Source organism: Sulfitobacter sp. M13 (assembly GCF_053474885.1).
In genome coordinates this window covers 38,733-55,471 of the sequence record NZ_JBRKBN010000002.1, presented here as the reverse complement: position 1 = coordinate 55,471, position 16,739 = coordinate 38,733, and the positions used below count along the sequence as shown (strand labels likewise).

At 58.6% G+C, this 16,739-nt stretch carries 18 protein-coding genes; 7 read left to right on the top strand and 11 right to left on the bottom strand.

Annotated elements, in window-relative coordinates; all coding sequences use genetic code 11:
* The first annotated feature begins 42 nt into the window (after nt 1-42).
* The 5 genes from soxR (at nt 43) to arsH (ending at nt 3,356) form a co-directional block, all read left to right on the top strand.
* On the top strand, nt 43-492 hold the full coding sequence (gene soxR, locus ACVBAU_RS16210) for a redox-sensitive transcriptional activator SoxR (protein ID WP_448329029.1): 450 nt from the start codon (nt 43-45) through the stop codon (nt 490-492).
* 307 nt (nt 493-799) lie between these two features.
* A complete protein-coding gene (locus tag ACVBAU_RS16205) occupies nt 800-1,132 on the top strand; it encodes an ArsR/SmtB family transcription factor (protein WP_448329171.1) in 333 nt (110 codons plus the stop codon).
* A gap of 34 nt (nt 1,133-1,166) precedes the next feature.
* A complete protein-coding gene (gene arsB, locus ACVBAU_RS16200; RefSeq protein ID WP_448329028.1) occupies nt 1,167-2,234 on the top strand; it encodes an ACR3 family arsenite efflux transporter in 1,068 nt (355 codons plus the stop codon).
* Complete coding sequence (arsC, locus tag ACVBAU_RS16195; RefSeq protein WP_448329026.1) at nt 2,231-2,653, top strand: arsenate reductase (glutaredoxin); 423 nt, start codon at nt 2,231-2,233, stop codon at nt 2,651-2,653. Before arsB ends, arsC begins: the two co-directional genes overlap by 4 nt.
* A complete protein-coding gene (arsH, locus tag ACVBAU_RS16190; RefSeq protein WP_448329167.1) occupies nt 2,646-3,356 on the top strand; it encodes an arsenical resistance protein ArsH in 711 nt (236 codons plus the stop codon). The genes arsC and arsH overlap by 8 nt, the downstream gene beginning before the upstream one ends.
* A gap of 209 nt (nt 3,357-3,565) precedes the next feature.
* Here arsH and map read toward each other — a convergent pair whose 3' ends face one another.
* Nucleotides 3,566-4,420: a type I methionyl aminopeptidase gene (gene map / locus ACVBAU_RS16185; protein ID WP_448329165.1), complete on the bottom strand. Its 855-nt coding sequence runs from the start codon at nt 4,418-4,420 to the stop codon at nt 3,566-3,568.
* 116 nt (nt 4,421-4,536) lie between these two features.
* Between map and ACVBAU_RS16180 the strand changes: the two genes are divergently transcribed.
* On the top strand, nt 4,537-4,743 hold the full coding sequence (locus ACVBAU_RS16180; RefSeq protein ID WP_448327685.1) for a ParD-like family protein: 207 nt from the start codon (nt 4,537-4,539) through the stop codon (nt 4,741-4,743).
* Between the two features lie 314 nt (nt 4,744-5,057).
* Here ACVBAU_RS16180 and ACVBAU_RS16175 read toward each other — a convergent pair whose 3' ends face one another.
* The 7 genes from ACVBAU_RS16175 to ACVBAU_RS16145 form a co-directional block, all read right to left on the bottom strand.
* The gene (locus tag ACVBAU_RS16175) at nt 5,058-6,140 is read right to left on the bottom strand and encodes a C45 family autoproteolytic acyltransferase/hydolase (RefSeq protein ID WP_448329163.1); all 1,083 of its coding nucleotides are present in this window, start codon (nt 6,138-6,140) and stop codon (nt 5,058-5,060) included.
* A 10-nt stretch (nt 6,141-6,150) separates the two neighbouring features.
* The gene (locus ACVBAU_RS16170) at nt 6,151-7,248 is read right to left on the bottom strand and encodes a DmpA family aminopeptidase (RefSeq protein ID WP_448329162.1); all 1,098 of its coding nucleotides are present in this window, start codon (nt 7,246-7,248) and stop codon (nt 6,151-6,153) included.
* On the bottom strand, nt 7,248-8,177 hold the full coding sequence (locus ACVBAU_RS16165; RefSeq protein ID WP_448329160.1) for a MurR/RpiR family transcriptional regulator: 930 nt from the start codon (nt 8,175-8,177) through the stop codon (nt 7,248-7,250). The genes ACVBAU_RS16170 and ACVBAU_RS16165 overlap by 1 nt, the downstream gene beginning before the upstream one ends.
* On the bottom strand, nt 8,174-9,778 hold the full coding sequence (locus ACVBAU_RS16160; RefSeq protein WP_448329158.1) for a dipeptide ABC transporter ATP-binding protein: 1,605 nt from the start codon (nt 9,776-9,778) through the stop codon (nt 8,174-8,176). The genes ACVBAU_RS16165 and ACVBAU_RS16160 overlap by 4 nt, the downstream gene beginning before the upstream one ends.
* On the bottom strand, nt 9,775-10,578 hold the full coding sequence (locus ACVBAU_RS16155; RefSeq protein ID WP_448329156.1) for an ABC transporter permease: 804 nt from the start codon (nt 10,576-10,578) through the stop codon (nt 9,775-9,777). The genes ACVBAU_RS16160 and ACVBAU_RS16155 overlap by 4 nt, the downstream gene beginning before the upstream one ends.
* Nucleotides 10,575-11,513, bottom strand: coding sequence for an ABC transporter permease (locus ACVBAU_RS16150; RefSeq protein ID WP_448329154.1), 939 nt, complete (start codon nt 11,511-11,513; stop codon nt 10,575-10,577). The genes ACVBAU_RS16155 and ACVBAU_RS16150 overlap by 4 nt, the downstream gene beginning before the upstream one ends.
* 94 nt (nt 11,514-11,607) lie before the next feature.
* On the bottom strand, nt 11,608-13,110 hold the full coding sequence (locus tag ACVBAU_RS16145; protein ID WP_448329153.1) for an ABC transporter substrate-binding protein: 1,503 nt from the start codon (nt 13,108-13,110) through the stop codon (nt 11,608-11,610).
* 511 nt (nt 13,111-13,621) lie between these two features.
* Here ACVBAU_RS16145 and ACVBAU_RS16140 point away from each other — a divergent pair.
* On the top strand, nt 13,622-13,996 hold the full coding sequence (locus ACVBAU_RS16140) for a response regulator (RefSeq protein ID WP_448329151.1): 375 nt from the start codon (nt 13,622-13,624) through the stop codon (nt 13,994-13,996).
* Between the two features lie 32 nt (nt 13,997-14,028).
* On the opposite strand, the gene tnpC is transcribed toward ACVBAU_RS16140, so the two are convergent.
* The 3 genes from tnpC to tnpA are packed head-to-tail and all read right to left on the bottom strand — an operon-like array spanning nt 14,029 to nt 16,424.
* Complete coding sequence (gene tnpC / locus ACVBAU_RS16135; RefSeq protein ID WP_237271760.1) at nt 14,029-15,588, bottom strand: IS66 family transposase; 1,560 nt, start codon at nt 15,586-15,588, stop codon at nt 14,029-14,031.
* A gap of 54 nt (nt 15,589-15,642) precedes the next feature.
* Complete coding sequence (tnpB, locus tag ACVBAU_RS16130; RefSeq protein WP_067629907.1) at nt 15,643-15,996, bottom strand: IS66 family insertion sequence element accessory protein TnpB; 354 nt, start codon at nt 15,994-15,996, stop codon at nt 15,643-15,645.
* Nucleotides 15,993-16,424, bottom strand: coding sequence for an IS66-like element accessory protein TnpA (gene tnpA / locus ACVBAU_RS16125; protein WP_067629910.1), 432 nt, complete (start codon nt 16,422-16,424; stop codon nt 15,993-15,995). Before tnpA ends, tnpB begins: the two co-directional genes overlap by 4 nt.
* Nucleotides 16,425-16,739: the final 315 nt, after the last annotated feature.

Sequence of the window (16,739 nt, the reverse complement as noted above, 5' to 3'; positions counted from 1 at the left end):
ACCTCAACATAAGTTGAGGTCAAGAGGGCAAGTGGATCGAAAATGGCCGGTAAATTGACGATAGGTGAAGTATCTGAACGGACAGGCGTATCCGTATCTGCCTTGCATTTTTATGAGCGAAAAAAGCTTATCAAGTCGCAGCGCACACCGGCAAACCACCGTGTCTATCCTCGCAACATGATCCGGCGTGTTACCGTGATCCAGATTGCTCAACGAGCTGGCCTGTCTCTGGCTCAAATTGCGACAGCGTTGGAGAACCTCCCCAATGATAGACCCATATCTGCCCGCGACTGGGGTCACGTCTCAACAGCATGGCGCGATGATCTAACCGAACGCATTGAGCTATTGTCCAGTCTCCGGGATGAACTGACCGGCTGCATTGGTTGCGGTTGCCTAAGCGTTGATGAATGCCCGCTAGCCAACAAAGCTGACAAATTGGCAGAGCTTGGTGCCGGGGCACATCTGCTTAGTAAAGACATCGACAGCGTATAGGTCGTGGAGTGGCAAAGCCGACATTCAAGTTTGTAGAGGCAACGGTAGCTTTGTCCGCGCTACCGACCTTGGCATGTCGTGCGGATGATGTCCGGAGTGAGCCCATTTTACCGGTTGCTGCGGTTTGTGCGAGTGTCGGCTATCACGGGAAGACCCATAAACTTCGACCACCGCTCAGGTTTGAACAGGGTCTTTGGTCGCTAAATCAAGGTGTTTTTAGCATATGCCAAAAAAGGCGCGGCTTAATACGCCCGGGATTTCGAGAAAATGCTTGACCTCCACGCAACATATCAATAATTCCGGATATATGGATAAAGATCACGCCCTCGACGCCTTCGCAGCGCTCAGCCAGTCCACTCGGCTCGATGTATTCCGCCTGCTCATCAAGGCCGGAGAGGTCGGCATGACGGCGGGTGATATTAGCGACACCCTCGGGGTTCGTCAGAACACGATGTCGGCCAACCTGAGCATTATGGCCCGCGCCGGTCTGATCCGGAACAAGCGGGAAGGTCGCAGCATTCGCTATTTCGCCGACATGGACGGGACGCGCGGTCTTTTAGCCTTCCTCATGGAAGATTGCTGCGGCGGACGCCCTGAACTTTGCCAGCCGGTCATCAATGAGCTCGCTTGTGACTGCTAAGGCGCGGAAAGCTTAGAATGGAGACTTGCCGAACATGACCGATACTTCGCTCCCCGCTGCGGCGGGTCTGGGAACCTTTGAACGCTGGCTGTCCGTTTGGGTGGCGCTTGCCATCGGCGGCGGGTTGCTGCTGGGTAACATCTTTCCGGATCTCTTTTCTTTTCTGGCTGCGCTGGAGGTCGCCTCGGTCAATCTGCCGGTGGCGGTTCTGATCTGGGCGATGGTCTATCCGATGATGGTCGGCGTGGACTTTGGCGCCTTACGCAAGGTCGGAGACAAGCCTAAGGGGCTGGTCGTGACCTTGGTGGTCAACTGGCTGATTAAACCCTTCACGATGGCCGCCCTCGGTGTGTTGTTCTTCGAGTATGTCTTTGCTGGGCTGATCCCGCCGGACGACGCGCAGGCGTATCTTGCGGGCGTTATCCTGCTGGGGGCCGCGCCCTGCACCGCGATGGTCTTCGTCTGGTCAAACCTCACACGGGGCGATGCGACCTACACGCTGGTGCAGGTCAGCGTAAACGACGTGATCATGGTCTTCGCCTTTGCGCCTATCGTCGCCTTCCTACTCGGCGTAACGGACATCGTTGTGCCGTGGGACACGCTGCTGTTGTCGGTGGGTCTCTACGTCCTGCTGCCCCTGCTGGCAGGGTATCTAACGCGCCGGAATCTGGTAGCGAAGGGCGGAGAGGCGGCGGTCGATTCCTTCAAATCCCGCGTGCAACCGTTCTCGATCATCGGGCTGCTGGTGACGGTGGTGCTGCTGTTCGGGTTTCAGGGCGAGGTCATTCTGAACCGCCCGCTCGTCATCGTGCTGATCGCCGTGCCGCTGCTGATCCAGTCCTACGGGATCTTCTTTGTCGCCTATCTTGCAGCGCGGGCATGGCGCATCCCGTTCAACGTCGCCGCGCCCTGCGCGATGATCGGCACGTCCAACTTCTTTGAGCTGGCCGTCGCTGTCGCGATCAGCCTGTTCGGGCTGGGGTCGGGGGCAGCACTCGCAACTGTCGTCGGCGTCCTTGTCGAGGTGCCCGTGATGCTGTCGCTCGTCGCCTTCGCCAACCGAACGCAGCACTGGTTCCCGAAGGAAGGAGGTGCCCCATGAGCATCGTCATCCACCACAACCCCGACTGCGGCACCTCGCGAAATGTGCTGGCGATTATTGAGGCGTCAGGCGAGACACCCGTGGTGATCGAATACCTTGAAACAGGCTGGACCCGCGCGCAGCTTCTGGCGCTGTTCGCCGCTGCTGGATTGACGCCTCACACGGCCCTCCGGACCACAAAATCCCCAGCAGAGGAACTTGGGTTGCTCGATCCCGCCGTGGACGACGAAACGCTGCTTTCGGCCATGCTGAAGCACCCTGTTCTGGTCAACCGTCCTATTGTATGCGCGCCCAAGGGCGTCCGGCTTTGCCGCCCGAGCGAGACGGTTCTGGATCTTCTGGACCGGTTGCCACCCGGTCCGCTGTCGAAGGAAGACGGCACACTGCTGATTGACACGGAAGGACGCCGCCTTGACTGATACTCCGAACCTCGAAGAAGACCATTTCCAAGCCATCGACACGGATCGGCTGTTGACACCTGCGCGGGCAGCGCATGCCCCGCGTATCGCGCTGCTCTACGGATCACTGCGAGAGCGCTCGTTCAGCCGACTGATAACCGAGGAAGCCGCCCGTATCCTGACGCGACTTGGGGCGGAAACGCGCACCTTTAGCCCGTCTGGCCTTCCCCTGCCAGACGACGCGGAGGCCGATCATCCAAAGGTGAAAGAGCTGCGCGATCTTGTCACCTGGTCCGAGGGCATGGTCTGGTGTTCGCCCGAACGGCACGGCGCGATGACCGGCATCATGAAAACGCAGATTGACTGGATACCGCTGTCGCTCGGCGGCGTGCGCCCCACACAGGGAAAGACGCTGGCCGTCATGCAGGTCAGCGGCGGCTCGCAAAGCTTCAACGCGGTGAACCAGCTCCGCATTCTCGGCCGCTGGATGCGCCTGCTGACCATCCCGAACCAGTCCTCAACCCCGAAGGCGTTTCTGGAGTTTGACGAGGCGGGCCGCATGAAACCTTCACCGTTCTACGACCGGATGATCGATGTCATGGAAGAGCTGATGAAGTTCACACTGCTCACTCGCGATAACAAAGATTGCCTGCTTGACCGCTACAGCGAGCGCAAGGAAAGCGCGGCAGAGCTATCGAAGCGGGTAAACCAGAAGTCGATATAATTGGGGGTTTCAACCAATCCCGAACCGGCATTGCAAATTGACGAGCCTTCTTTCAAAAATCATCTCTTCGGGATTGGCTCGCTAAACCGGACATTGATACCCTTGCATCGAAGGTCGGCAAAGACCGCTGAGCAGATCGTGGCTTGGACTGCGGCGAAGGTCCTGAAAGAGCCCACTTTACCGAATGCTGCGGCAGCGACGATGGTCCGTTATACATGAACGTTTGGAAGCTCGATCCCGGGTGCGTGCAGGCCACGAGGCGAGCGTGTGAACATCTCGAAACCGTCGGATGTCACGCCAATCGAATGCTCGAATTGTGCCGAGAGGGATTTGTCACGTGTTACGGCCGTCCAATCGTCTGAAAGCATTTTCACCTCGCCGCGCCCCAGATTGATCATCGGCTCAACCGTAAAGATCATGCCCTCTCTCAGCTCCAAACCGGTTCCAGCTTTGCCGAAGTTCAGGATGTCGGGGGAGTCATGAAAGACCTGTCCGATGCCGTGACCGCAAAATTCGCGGACCACCGAGCAGCGTTCACGATGGGCATAGGTCTGTATTGCATGGCCGATATCACCTAATCGCGCCCCCGGACGCACAGCCCTGATCCCTTGCATCATCGCCTCATGGGCAATCTGGATAAGACGCTCAGCCGCGCGTTTCGGCTTTCCAACCACATACATCCGACTTGAATCGCCATGCCAACCATTCAGGATCAGAGTGACATCAACGTTCACGATATCTCCGTCGCGTAACTTTTTCTCGTTCGGGAATCCGTGGCAGACCACATGGTTGACCGATGTGCAGCAGGCATATGGATAGCCTTTATAACCCAACGTCGCTGGTGTGGCGTCATGCTTGGCCGCGAAGTGAAGGACGAACGTGTTGATGTGCGATAAGGCTGTGCCAGCGCAGATGAGATCGGCAATGTGGTCGAGACACCTCGCGGTTAAGTCACCTGCGCGGCGCATACCCTCAAAAGCGTCAGGCCCATAAAGTTTGATGCTCTCGGTTCTACGGGCCTGCTCCGCCTTAGGTGCCGAAAAAACGTCTATATATCTATCCATAACAAGATCACTTCGAAATTCTATTTGTGGCAACCGCAGTCAGATTGACCTTGAGTTGCCGCGCAATTATACGAATCATATACGGTTCACTTATACCAAGGATGGGAAATGGGTCGATGGGCATCGTAAAAATTGGGGACGAAATGCATGAGGAACTGCGCAAATCCAGTTCAGTTATGTGTCGTTCGATCAATGCGCAGGCTGAATTTTGGATGAAGGTCGGCATGCTTGCTGAAGCAAACCCAAATTTGCCATTTACGGAAATCATGGCGCAGCAACTCAGGAACGCAGATGTGCGGGTTCCGGAGATTGAAGCTGCCTGAAACCTGACCTTGCCATTTCAAGGAAGGAAGCAGTCGTCTGCCTTGCATAATCAAACGGCAGCTTTGTCCCGCTGAGTAGCCCTCTATCCCTCACGCAGTGAATGTCCGGTTTCCACCCCTTTTTCCACGAGGGTCGCTGCTTCCGGCTGAACCCGATTGGCCCTAGACGCATTCCGCGTGGATTCTACGGCTGGATTCCAATAAAAATCGGGAAATTACCATATCACTGTAACTTAATTCCAAAAAGTCCCGGGCGACCTCGAAGCTCCTAATCATTGAAATGACGCTCGGAGCGCCCTAGACCTGTCTCACCGCTATTCGGCCGCGCCTTCCAGGAAATTAAACTCCTGCCATGCGGCAGTGCCAGCTATGCCATGTCGCATACGAACGCCGGTGCAGTCAGTCATGCTGTAAAGAACTGTGGCAAATGTGCTGGACCCCCCGTGGGTTTTGGCGCGCATCCGGATGGGCGCCTCTGGGTCGTCGAATAATGCCTGAACTTCATCTGCGGTCGTTAATGCTTCCTGCCGGGCCGCTAACCAACTCAGGCGCAAGGCCGAACTTTTCGTGAACCCACTCGCTCCAAGCCGTGCCAGCGCAGCCGCATCAATGTCCGAACTGATAAGGGGATGATTGGTGTGCAATAGTCTGCCGTTGTTCGGTATGAGCATCGGCGAGCAGGTTTTTGCAGAACATTCGAGCGATGTGATCCCTTCCCGCGTGGCGATCGCATAATGCTGGCCGCTGGCGTGTCCAACCTCCGACAGACGCCTTTGCGCATTGGCGCTGTCGGGCGCGCCGAGGGCATGTCGGACGGCAAAGGCCACCGGCAGGCCGTCAGCGGCATGCTCCAACATCAGCAGGGTGTTCACTCCGATAGCCAGCCCGGCAGAATTAACACCTGTCAGTCCGATCATCCCTGCGGCGCTCAACACCACAGTCTTCGGCATGTCCGGCCCACCGAGGCGCAAGGCCACCTGTGAGCCCTCCATATGCGCGGGTAGGTCCATGTTTTGAGCCAGCACATGTCCCCCCGCGACCTTCTGCGCGATCAAGCTACAGCCTGGCGGCGGTGCCTTCGGGTCCGCGTCATACCACCATTGCTCATCCATCAGGTTGTAGACCGCCATCCGCGCGAAACTCTGACCCGCGCCGTCGGCGATGCCGTGCAACTCAGCCACCAAATCGGGCGTCACCGCCTCGGCGCGGCGCAGCAATGCAGTCTCCGAGATGAAGTCCTCGCAATAGCGGTCAAAATCTGCAGGCGCGCGCGGCCCCAGCCCCGCCATTGTCGCAACCTCCCAATGCTCCAGCGCCGTGGATATCCGTTTGCGCAGTGCCTCGCCGTGGACCTCGCCGCGGGTGCGCGGGCTGCCAATGCAATCGATGATCTCCATGGGGTTCCTTTCAAATGCCGCGCGCGGCGGCCATAACGGCGCGCAGCTTTTCATGGTCAATAGCGCGCACAAGTTTGCCGGCTGGCTTCACCGCCACACGGTCTTCGGCGGCGACCATCGCGTTCAGTACGGCTTCCTCGGTCGCCTGCACCGCGGCGGTGTAGAAGTAATCAAGATGACTGTCCTTCAACGCCGACAGAGTCATCACATCCGGCGTGTGCCAAGGGTTGGCTTGCGGATTGGCAGTGCTAAAGGCGAGGAAGATATCGCCCGAGTTATGTCCGCCCGTGGTCCCATTGCGTCCAATCCCGATGCCACCGCGCCGGGCAAGCCGGTTCAGCTGATGCGGTAGTAACGGCGCGTCGGTGGCGATCACCACGATGATCGAACCCATCTCAGACGGGTAGACCAAATCTTCGGTCATCTCCCTCCCCACTGGCACGCCTGCGACTTCAAACGCCGCGCGCGTGCCGTGATTGGCTTGTACCATGACACCAAGCGTATATGTCGCCCCGGCCAACGAGATGCGGCGCGAGGCGGTGCCAGTTCCGCCCTTGAACTCATAGGCGATCATCCCTGCCCCGCCGCCGACGTTGCCCTCCGCCACAGGCCCGGACGCAGCATGATCAAGCGCGGCCTGCGCGTGAACTTCGGCTACACCCCGCGCGTTGATGTCATTAAGCACCCCGTCATAGGTCTCTCCCACCACGGGCAAACACCACATGTGATCGCGCTCAAACACATCGGCATGGCGGTCAATCATCCAGCCCACAGTCGCATGGCTGACCATGCCGACACTGTGGCTGTTTGTCAGCATCACCGGTCCCATAAACCACCCCAGGTCGGCGATGTGATGCCCGCCGGTCAACTCGCCGTTACCGTTGAACGAATGCAGCCCCGCCCAGACTGGCGTGATCTCTCCGTTGGTCCCGCGCGGGAGGATCGCGCTGACCCCGGTGCAGAGCCCGCGATGCCGCCCTGGCACCGCCTCTTCAATCACCGTGGAGAAGCCGACGGTGACACCGGGCACATCTGTGATCGCGTTGTGAGTTCCAGGTGATCCTCTAAACGGCAGACCAAGTTCGCGGGCGCGAGGGCGGTTGGGCATCAGCTTTGGTCCTTACGTTCACTGGGCAAGATCGGGCGCATTTGGCTGGCCGGCTCATAGGAAAATGGATCAAAATGCGTCGCCAATTCGCGCATTTCGCGCAGTCGGTCCTGTGCTGGTGCGCCCACGCGGGCGGTAATCCCACTTAGAAACAGGCCCAATAGCGCCGCGATCCCGGCGGTGCTGTCCAGAAAGGTGCGTGTCGAGGTGGCGACTGAGAGCACATGGGGCGTATATTTACGTGGCCACGCGCTGTATTGATCAGTAACCATAACCAGCGGCACATCGCGCCGCAGGCAAAGCTCGGCCACTTTTACCGCCTCATGCGCATAGGGCACCACTTCGACCATTATCACGCAGGAGGATTCGGGTTTCTCAATGAACAACTCCGACCAATTGCCGCTGCGCCCATCGGCAAAACGCACACCGGGGCGAGCGTACTTTAACCGGGTGGCGAAATCCATTGCCGTGCCCTTCACCCCCTGAAAGCCGGTTACATTCACATGTTGCGCCTTTTGCACCACATTGAGCGCCGCCTCCCACTGCGGCGTTAGGGCCATGCGGTAGACTTCAACGATGGCATCGAGCTCTAACTGCAACTGGGCATCCAGTTCCGACCCAGTACCGTTGGGGATGGCAATCCGGCGTGATCGCAGGCTGCCCTCATCGCTGTCGCTCTTGCGGAACTCGGCATTTACCGCAGCCTTGAACGCTTTAAAATTCTCGTAGCCCAAGCGCCGCACAAAACGGCTCACCGTCATCTCGCTTACGCCTGCACCCACTGCGAGATCGGCGGCGGTTTCGAACGGCAGATTGTCGAAGTTCCGCTCAACCCAAAGCGCCACTTCGCTTTCCGCCTTAGACAGGTTGCGTGCATTCGTTACGCGCTCGCGGGCGGGACCGGAGGGGGTATGGTTCAGTTTCTTCATGCAGCCCCCGCGTGCAAATGCGGAATAGCTTCGATCAACTGCCGAGTATAAGCCTCTTTTGGGTTGTCAAAAACCGCCCCTGTTGGCCCGCTTTCAACGATCTGCCCCTGTCGCATGACAATCACCGAATTGCACAGCCGCCGTATCACGGCGAGGTCATGGCTGATAAAAATCATCGAAAGCCCTCTTTCCTTTTGCAGCTTCAGCAGCAGGTCCATGACTTGAGCTTGCAGGGTCACATCTAGTGCCGATGTCACCTCATCCGCGATTAATACGCGCGGATCAAAGGCAAGCGCGCGGGCGATGGCGACCCTCTGACATTCGCCCCCTGACAATTGCCTCGGATAGCGGTCGGCCAGCTTGTCGGGGATCCCGACCTGTTCCATCAGATCCGCGACCTTGGCTTTGACCTCGCCCGGCGGGCAGAGCTTGTGTCGGCGTAGCGGCTCGGCAATGGCGCGCGCCACCGTCATCCGCGGGCTAAGCGCCTCATAGGGATGTTGGTAGATCAACTGAACCTCGCGCAGATAGGCCACCCGGTCCCGACCCGTGGGATCGACAGACTTTCCGTCGAAATGCACCGTCCCGCGCTGCGGTTTGACAAGCCCCACGAGGGACCGCGCCAGCGTGCTCTTGCCCGACCCGCTCTCGCCAACGATGCCCAATGTCTCTCCCGCCCGCACCGAAAGGTTGGCGTTCTGCACCGCAACAAACCCACCCTCGCGCCGGGCGATCAGATCAGCCAGGCTGCGCCCGCCATAACGGATGCGTAGCCCCTTCCCTTCGATCAACGGCGCGCCAGCGCTGGCTTCAGCGACCGGACGCAGGGTCAGACGATCGGGGTGCGAGGCAATCAGTTTGCGCGTATAATCATGTTGCGGCGCGTCAATCACCCGCGATACCGGGCCGCTTTCCACCATTTTCGAGCGACGCATCACCAGCAGGTCATCACAGACACGCGCCACCGCCCCAAGGTCGTGACTGACAAAGATCATCGACAGGTTCTGCTCGCGTCTGAGATGCGCCAGCAGGTCGAGCACGCTCTTCTGCACCGTGGCATCCAGCGCAGTGGTCGGTTCATCAGCCAGCAGTAGATCCGGCTGGCAGGCAAGCGCGCCCGCAATCATCGCGCGCTGCTTCATCCCGCCGGACAGTTGATGCGAATAGGCCCGCACCCAGCGGGCTGGCTCGGGGATTTGTACCAAATCAAGCAGCCGCAACACCTCGTCACGCACCTCTTGGCCGCGCAACTGGGTATGTTTGTGCAGCGTCTCGGCCACCTGATCACCAATTCGCATCAGCGGATCAAGGTGTGAGGCCGGGCTTTGAAATACCATTGCAATGCGCTTCCCGCGAATCTGGTTCAACGCGGGGAGCGGCATACTGAGCAGGTCTTGGCCGCCGTATTTGGCACTCCCGGTGATCTTTGCCGCCGGCGGCAGAAGACGCATCAGCGCGCGGCAGGTAACCGACTTGCCCGAACCGCTCTCGCCGACGATCCCCAGCGACGCCCCCTTCTCAAGGTCAAAGGAGATGCCATCCACTGCGGTGGTCTGACCAAAGCTCACCGAAAGGTCGCGCACTGTCAGCAAAGCACTCATCGTTCAATCCTCAACATCCGGGCCAATCCGTCGCCGATCAGCGCGAACCCAACCCCGATCAACACCATGGCAAGACCGGGGAAGAAGCTTATCCACCAAGCGGAGGAGATATAGGTCTGCCCCTCAGCGATCATTACGCCCCATTCGGCAGCAGGCGGCGACACCCCCATGCCCAAAAAGCCAAGCGCCGCGCCAAAAAGGATCACCAGCGTCACATCCGTCATAAGGTAGACAACGACGGGCGACAGCGCGTTCGGCAGCACATGGCGCAGCAAGATATAACCGTGGGAAAACCCCATGGTACGCGCCGCCAGCACGAACTCAGATTGCCGCAGCACCAGCGCCTCTGCCCGTGCCAGCCGCGCATAGCCGACCCAGCCCACCAGCGCCAAGGCGATAAAGTAATTCTCAATCCCTGGCCCCAGTACTGCCACGATTGACAGCACCAGCACGAAGAATGGAAACGGCACGGTTATGTCCACCACCCGCATCGCAACGGTATCGACCCAGCCGCCGAAATAGCCCGCCACCAGTCCGATTGTCATGCCAATAACCAAGGGCGCAATCACTCCCAGCAGACCAATATAGAGTGCCAAGCGCGCACCATATACCACCCGACTGTAGGTGTCGCGGCCGACATTGTCGGTGCCGAACCAATGCGCCTCCCCCGGCGCTTCCAGAATCGCGCCAAAATCGATGGCATAGGGGTCATGGGTGGCCATCAGAGGGGCAGCGGCGGCGATCAGCCCCCAGATCAGCACGAGCACCACGCCAGTCACGAACATCGGAGAGAGTCTCATGGTGTCACCCGTGGATCGATCAGCGCCGACAGCAGATCAACCGCCAACATTACGAGGATTGTGGTCAGGGCGAAAACCAGCGTTGCCCCCTGCACCACAAAGTAATCCCGCGCCAGAATGCTATCGACCATCAGCTTTCCCATCCCCGGCACGGCGTAAACGGTCTCTACAATCACCGAGCCGCCCAATAGATAGGCCACGATTACGGCAAAAAGGTTCAGCGTTGGCAGCATGGAGTTGGGAAAAACATGGGTGCGAAAGATTTGCCGATCGCCCAAGCCCTTGGATTGGCCGGTTACCACATAGTCGCGGTTCATCTCCTCCAGCAGGGCCGCACGCAGGGTTCGCACGAGGATCGGCACCACCCAGATTGCCGTGGACAATGCGGGCAGAAAAAGATGTCTGAAATGATCGAGGATGGTCTCACCAAAGCCGCTTACGGGGAACCAGCCCAACGTCACGCCAAAGAAACGCGCGAAAAGCAGTGCCAACCAGAACACCGGCACCGCCAGCCCCAGAACGCCCAACATGCGGATCACCTGATCCGCAGGACCGTTCTGCCGCTTGGCTGACCAGACCGCCAGCGCGATCACAGGTGGCAGGGTCAGCACGATGGTGTAGATGACCAAAAACAGCGTCACAGGATAATGCTGCGTGATGAGTTGCGACACCGGCACGCGGTAGCGCAAGGACGCGCCCAGATCACCAACGACGAGGTTTTTCAAATAGGTGAAATACTGCATCAAAATTGGTTCATCGAGCCCATAGCGGTCGCGGATCAGTGCGATGGTCTCGGGGCTCGCGCGGTCGCCCACCAGCAGGCGCACCGGGTCACCTGGGGTTGCGGCCATCAGCGTGAAGGTGATGATGCTGACGCCTAGCAGAACGGGGATCGCTTGCAACAGTCGAAAGGCGATATAGCGCAGGGTGTTCACAGGCTATCCTAAGTCGTAAAAGTGAGGGTGTGCCGAAGGGCGGGCCATAGGTCCGGGCGGCCCGCCTTACGCAAGCCGCCCGGGATGGCCGCGCTTAATTGGCGATCAGTTCTGCGTCTTCCAGCGTCCACTGCAGCGCCGGGGTCAGGGTCAGCCCCTTCACACGGTCCGCATAGGCGATAGAGAAAGGCGCATAGTAGAGCGGAATCTGCGCGAGTTCCTCAAGCGATATCCGCTGGATCTTGCCGTAAAGCTCGGCGCGCTTGGTCTCGTCGCGTTCGCGCAGCGCCTCTTCAGTCAACTTGTTCAGCTCTTCATTGTGGTAGTTCGTATAGTAAGACTTGCTACCGCATGTGTCACAAAGCGCCCAACGTACTGCCAAGTCAGGATCTTCGGTCTCGTTGTAATACCAGTTCACAGTGACCTGATACTCGCCCTCGGCCATGTTCGACCACCACAGGCCAGCATCAACGCGCTCTACCGTGGTCTTGAAACCAACCGCATCCCACTGCGCTTTCAGCAAGGTTGCAAGCTGCTCAAACGAAGGGGTGATCATCATGGTAATCTCGGTACCGACAAGGCCCTCCTCATCCAGCAGTTTGCGCGCCGCGGCAGGATCATATGCTGGGGGCTGCAGCGAGGCATCGTGAAAGTTCAGCGCGTTGGAGAAGGTGCTGTTTGCCACTTCCGCATTGCCCAATGTTACCGCATCGGTGATCGCTGCCCGGTCCAGCGCCATAGCGGCGGCCTTGCGCACGTTCAGATTGTCGAAGGGTGCCTTGTCGTGGTTCGGCAGCACCAAATATAGCACGGTCGACGGCTCCAACGCGACGGAGACACCGTCAGAGTTGTTGACCTCTTCCACCTGCGCCCAAGGCACTGAGCGGTTCACGTCGATTTCACCGGCCATTGCCATGGTGGCGCGGGCATTGTCGTCGCTGACCTCAATCAGCTCAACGAGCTGAATCTTAGGCAACCCCTCGCGCCAGTAATGCGGGTTGGCGGTCAGCGTTATGCGGTCGTTCGGCTTCCACTCTTTCACCATATAGGGGCCAGAGGCGACAGGATCAGAGGCAAAGGCCCCTTCTTCGCCGCGCGCTTCAACGTCATCCTTGCTAACGATGCCCGCATTAAAGATTTCGAGGTTGGACAACATCGGCGCGCTGGCATGTTCCAGTGTGATCTGCAGCGTATCTTCGTCAACGGCGATAACTTCCTTGATCGGCGCGAAACCAGCTGGATAGGCCGAATTCTCATCCTTGGCGACTCGCGTCAGGCTAAAGGCCGCGTCCTCAGCGGTGATGGGGCTGCCGTCCGAGAATTCCGCGTCGCGCATCTCGAAGGTATAGGTCAGCCCATCTTCAGTGACTTCCCAGCTTTCTGCCAGACCCGGCTCCAGCACGCCATCCGCGCCCTTACGCAGCAGACGCGCGTAAAGCTGGCCATATGCTTCAATATTGCCACCGGCAGCCGAGACGATCGGATCAAGCACAGTAACCTTGTTAGGCGAGGCAATTCGGATAGCGTCCTGAGCAGACAGGACCGTGGCCGAAAGCATCAGCGCCAAAGCGGCGGGGATGATCTTGTCGGTTGTCATTTGTTATCTCCTGTTGGATTCCCTGCGATATCGGTAGCAAACTACCACTGCGCTTGTGAAGCGTTATTTTAATACCCACTCTTTGAACTCTGGATCTGAACAAGTCGCACGCTACAACGTTTATGCTTGCGAGGTACATTTCCATAGCGACCTGATTACCACTTAAGTGGATGATGTTATGAATTTACTGCCGAGCGGTAGATGCGGGCCTCAGCATTTTCTCAGTGATAGATCTCACCATGTCGCTCTTGAAGTGTAAGCGCAGCTTAGACCCCACCTTCCTGTTGGCGGTGTGATCTGCGAGTCCTTTCCTAATGGATTTGAGCGAGATTCTCCATGAATGGTACGATTGAGTTTCTCACGGATACTGGCGCAGGTCGTCGTAGATGCCGCCACTGGCCGGAAGAGGTGAAGGCGCGCAGGGTGTCTGGACAAATTGCCGTCACGTAGTAACTACGCTACCGAAACACTCCTCAGGGTTTTGTAAGATAGCCAACGTCAGGGATTTTTAATGATCAAGGTGATCCACGTCGAAGATGACAATGACATACGAGAGTTGGTCGGACTTTCATTGGAAATTTCAGGCGAATTCGAGGTTCTGAGCTGCGCTTCCGGCAGTAAAGCGCTGAGCGCCGTGGAAGCATTCAAGCCCGATGGCTTACTGTTGGATGTTATGATGCCGAACATGAACGGCTTAGAGACGTTAGAGAATATCAGAAGCTTGGAGGGCTACTCCAAGATACCAGCTATCTTCTTAACCGCCCGGGCAGGCGTCGACAAAAACAAGGAGCTATTCGAAGCAGGAGCGCTCGGCGTTATCGTCAAGCCCTTTGAAGTGGCTACCTTAGCCAAACAGATCCTGACGATATTCGATGGGATCAACTAGTCTGTAAGCGTTCTCAGGAGGGCACTGTCGGGTCAGCTTGACGTCTTGAAGTTCCACGGGAGCAGATCGTCGATGCCGCTTTGTGGGTGACCATTGGCGATCGCTGTGAGGGTTGCCTTGAGATAGGCGAAGGGCTCGATGCCGTTGATCTTGCAGGTCTCGATCAGTGAGGCGATGCGGCCCCAGGCGATACCACCCTCGTCATGCCCAGCGAAGAGGGCGTTTTTCCGATTGAGGGTGATGGGGCGGATCAGGTTTTCGACGCGGTTGTTGTCGATCTCGACGCGCCCATCGGCCAAGAAGGTCTGCAGTCCGTCCCAGTGATTGTGGATGTAAGTCAGCTTTTCACCCAGCCGGGATTTGGTGGAGATCTTGCGGCGCTCAGCCTCCAGCCATTCACCGAATGCTGCGACCAGCGGGGCACTGCGGGCCTGACGGGCAGACAATCGCTGGCCGGAGGAGATGCCACGAATGTCAGCTTCGACGGTATAGATTTCGGCGATGCGGCGCAGGCCTTCGGCGGCGATCTCTGAGCCATCTCGGTCAAAGACTTCCTTCAGCTTGCGGCGCGCATGCGCCCAGCAATGGGCCACCCGAATGGGGGCACCGCCCTTGCGCGTGGGTTTGGTCAGCCGATTATAGCCCTGATAGCCGTCGATCTGCAGGATGCCGTCGAAGCCTGTCAGGAAGGTTTCGGCATTCGCGCCCGCCCGACCGGGGGCATAGAAGTAAACCACACCGGGCGGATCTTCACCGCCCCATGGTCGGTCATCGCGGGCCAGTGCCCAGAGATAGCCAGTTTTGGTTTTACCGCGCCCCGGATCCAGCACCGGGGCCGTGGTTTCGTCCATGAACAGTTTGTCGGATCGTTTCAGGTGTTCGGCCAGCCGGTCGACGACGGGCTTGAGGTGGAAGGCCGCCTTGCCGACCCAGTCCGCCAGCACAGCGCGGTGCAGATCAAGACCCGCACGCGCCAGGATCTGGCTTTGGCGGTATAATGGCAGATGATCCGCATACTTGCTGACCAGCACATGGGCGATGGTGGCCTCGGTCGGCAGGGCACCTATGATCAGATGCGATGGTGCGGGAGCCTGGGTCACGCCGTCGGTGCAGGTCCGGCAGGCGTATTTCGGGCGGACGGTGACAATGACGCGCAACTGCGCCGGCACGATGTCCAGCCGCTCACTGCGGTCTTCCCCGATCTTGTGCATAACGCCGCAGCCGCAAGGGCAGCTCAGGCTGTCAGGTTCGATGACTTCTTGGATGCGCGGCAGTGCGGCCGGTAGATTGCCGATGGTGCGCTTTGGCGCAGATTTGGTTGTCGTCTTGTCACCTGTCTGAGCGGCCAGTTGGTCCTTCTGCACCTCGACCTCAGCCAGGGCGATGGACAGATCCTCGAACGCCAGCTGCCGCTCATCCTCGGTCAGCTTTTCCGACCGTTTGCCATGTAGGGCATGGTTCAGCTCCGCAATCAGGTGCTCTTGCCGTTGGGTGATTTCCGTAAGCGCCGCTACCTTTTCCATCAACGCCAAAACCGCCGCACGCTGCGCAGCAGGGATGGTGGATAGGTCAATGGCGGGTGTCGTGATCATGCCATCAGGATACGATAAAACCCCATTAAAAACACACAAAAGACAGCGGTTGATTCACTCTGCCGCAGCAGGTGGGCGCATCTCCAGAGCCTTGACCTTGCGCCAGTCCAGACCGGCAAACAGGGCCTCGAACTGGGCGTGGTTCAGCGCCATCATCCCGTCCTTGATCGCCGGCCAGGTGAAGGTCGCTTCTTCCAGCCGCTTATAAGCCATCACCAATCCGGTGCCGTCCCAATACAAAAGCTTCAGCCGATCCGCCCGGCGCGAGCGGAACACAAAAACCGTGCCGGTGAACGGATCCTTGCGCAGCACCGACGACACGATCGACGCCAGACCATCATGACCTTTCCTGAAGTCCACAGGCTGCGTCGAGACCAGAACCCGCACACGGTTTGATGGGAACATCATGGCTGACCCTCGATTGCCCGCACGATCTCGGCAACCCGGGACGAACTGGTCGTGCCATCGAGCCGGACTGTCACACGACCAATCCCAATCTCGATGGAGGTATGGGATGACTCGTCAGGCTTCGCGGACCGCCCCGCAACGGCCGACATATGCGCACCGCCGCCACCATCCGAGACTACGAGTGGCGCAAAACTAAAGGCGTCGTCATCGCCCGCAGGTAAAACCAACCGGCCATCGCGTGCTTGACTCCGCCATTCCGATAAATGGTTCGCCCGAAGCCCATACCGCGCCGCAACTGCATTCACGCTCACGCCCGGCTGCAAACTCTCAGCCACGATCCGTGCTTTGACCTCATTGGGCCACCGCTTCTGGCCATTGGCCCGTATCTCCACCCCGTAGTCCCTGAGAAACTCTACCGTAGTCGCCATCGCGAAACTCCCGCCCAATATCCGTCAGAAACGGAGTCGCAGCTCAGGCGAAAACTGGGAAGGTGCTGTCCAGGCAACGCTTACACTAGTCTAGCGGTTACCTAGTTCTTCTGGCTGGGCCGCAATTGTTCAGGCGCTACTCAGCCAGAACCAACAACAAACCTATTCCGGGTCAACATAGCATATGGCTTTGGTAAGTTTTCAGTCTTCAACGTAGCCCCCACACAGCCCTCGACAAACGATCCCCCGACGACGCATTCTTCGACACGGAACGAACCCAAAAGGCGGCATGACACCAACCCGATTACATCTTAG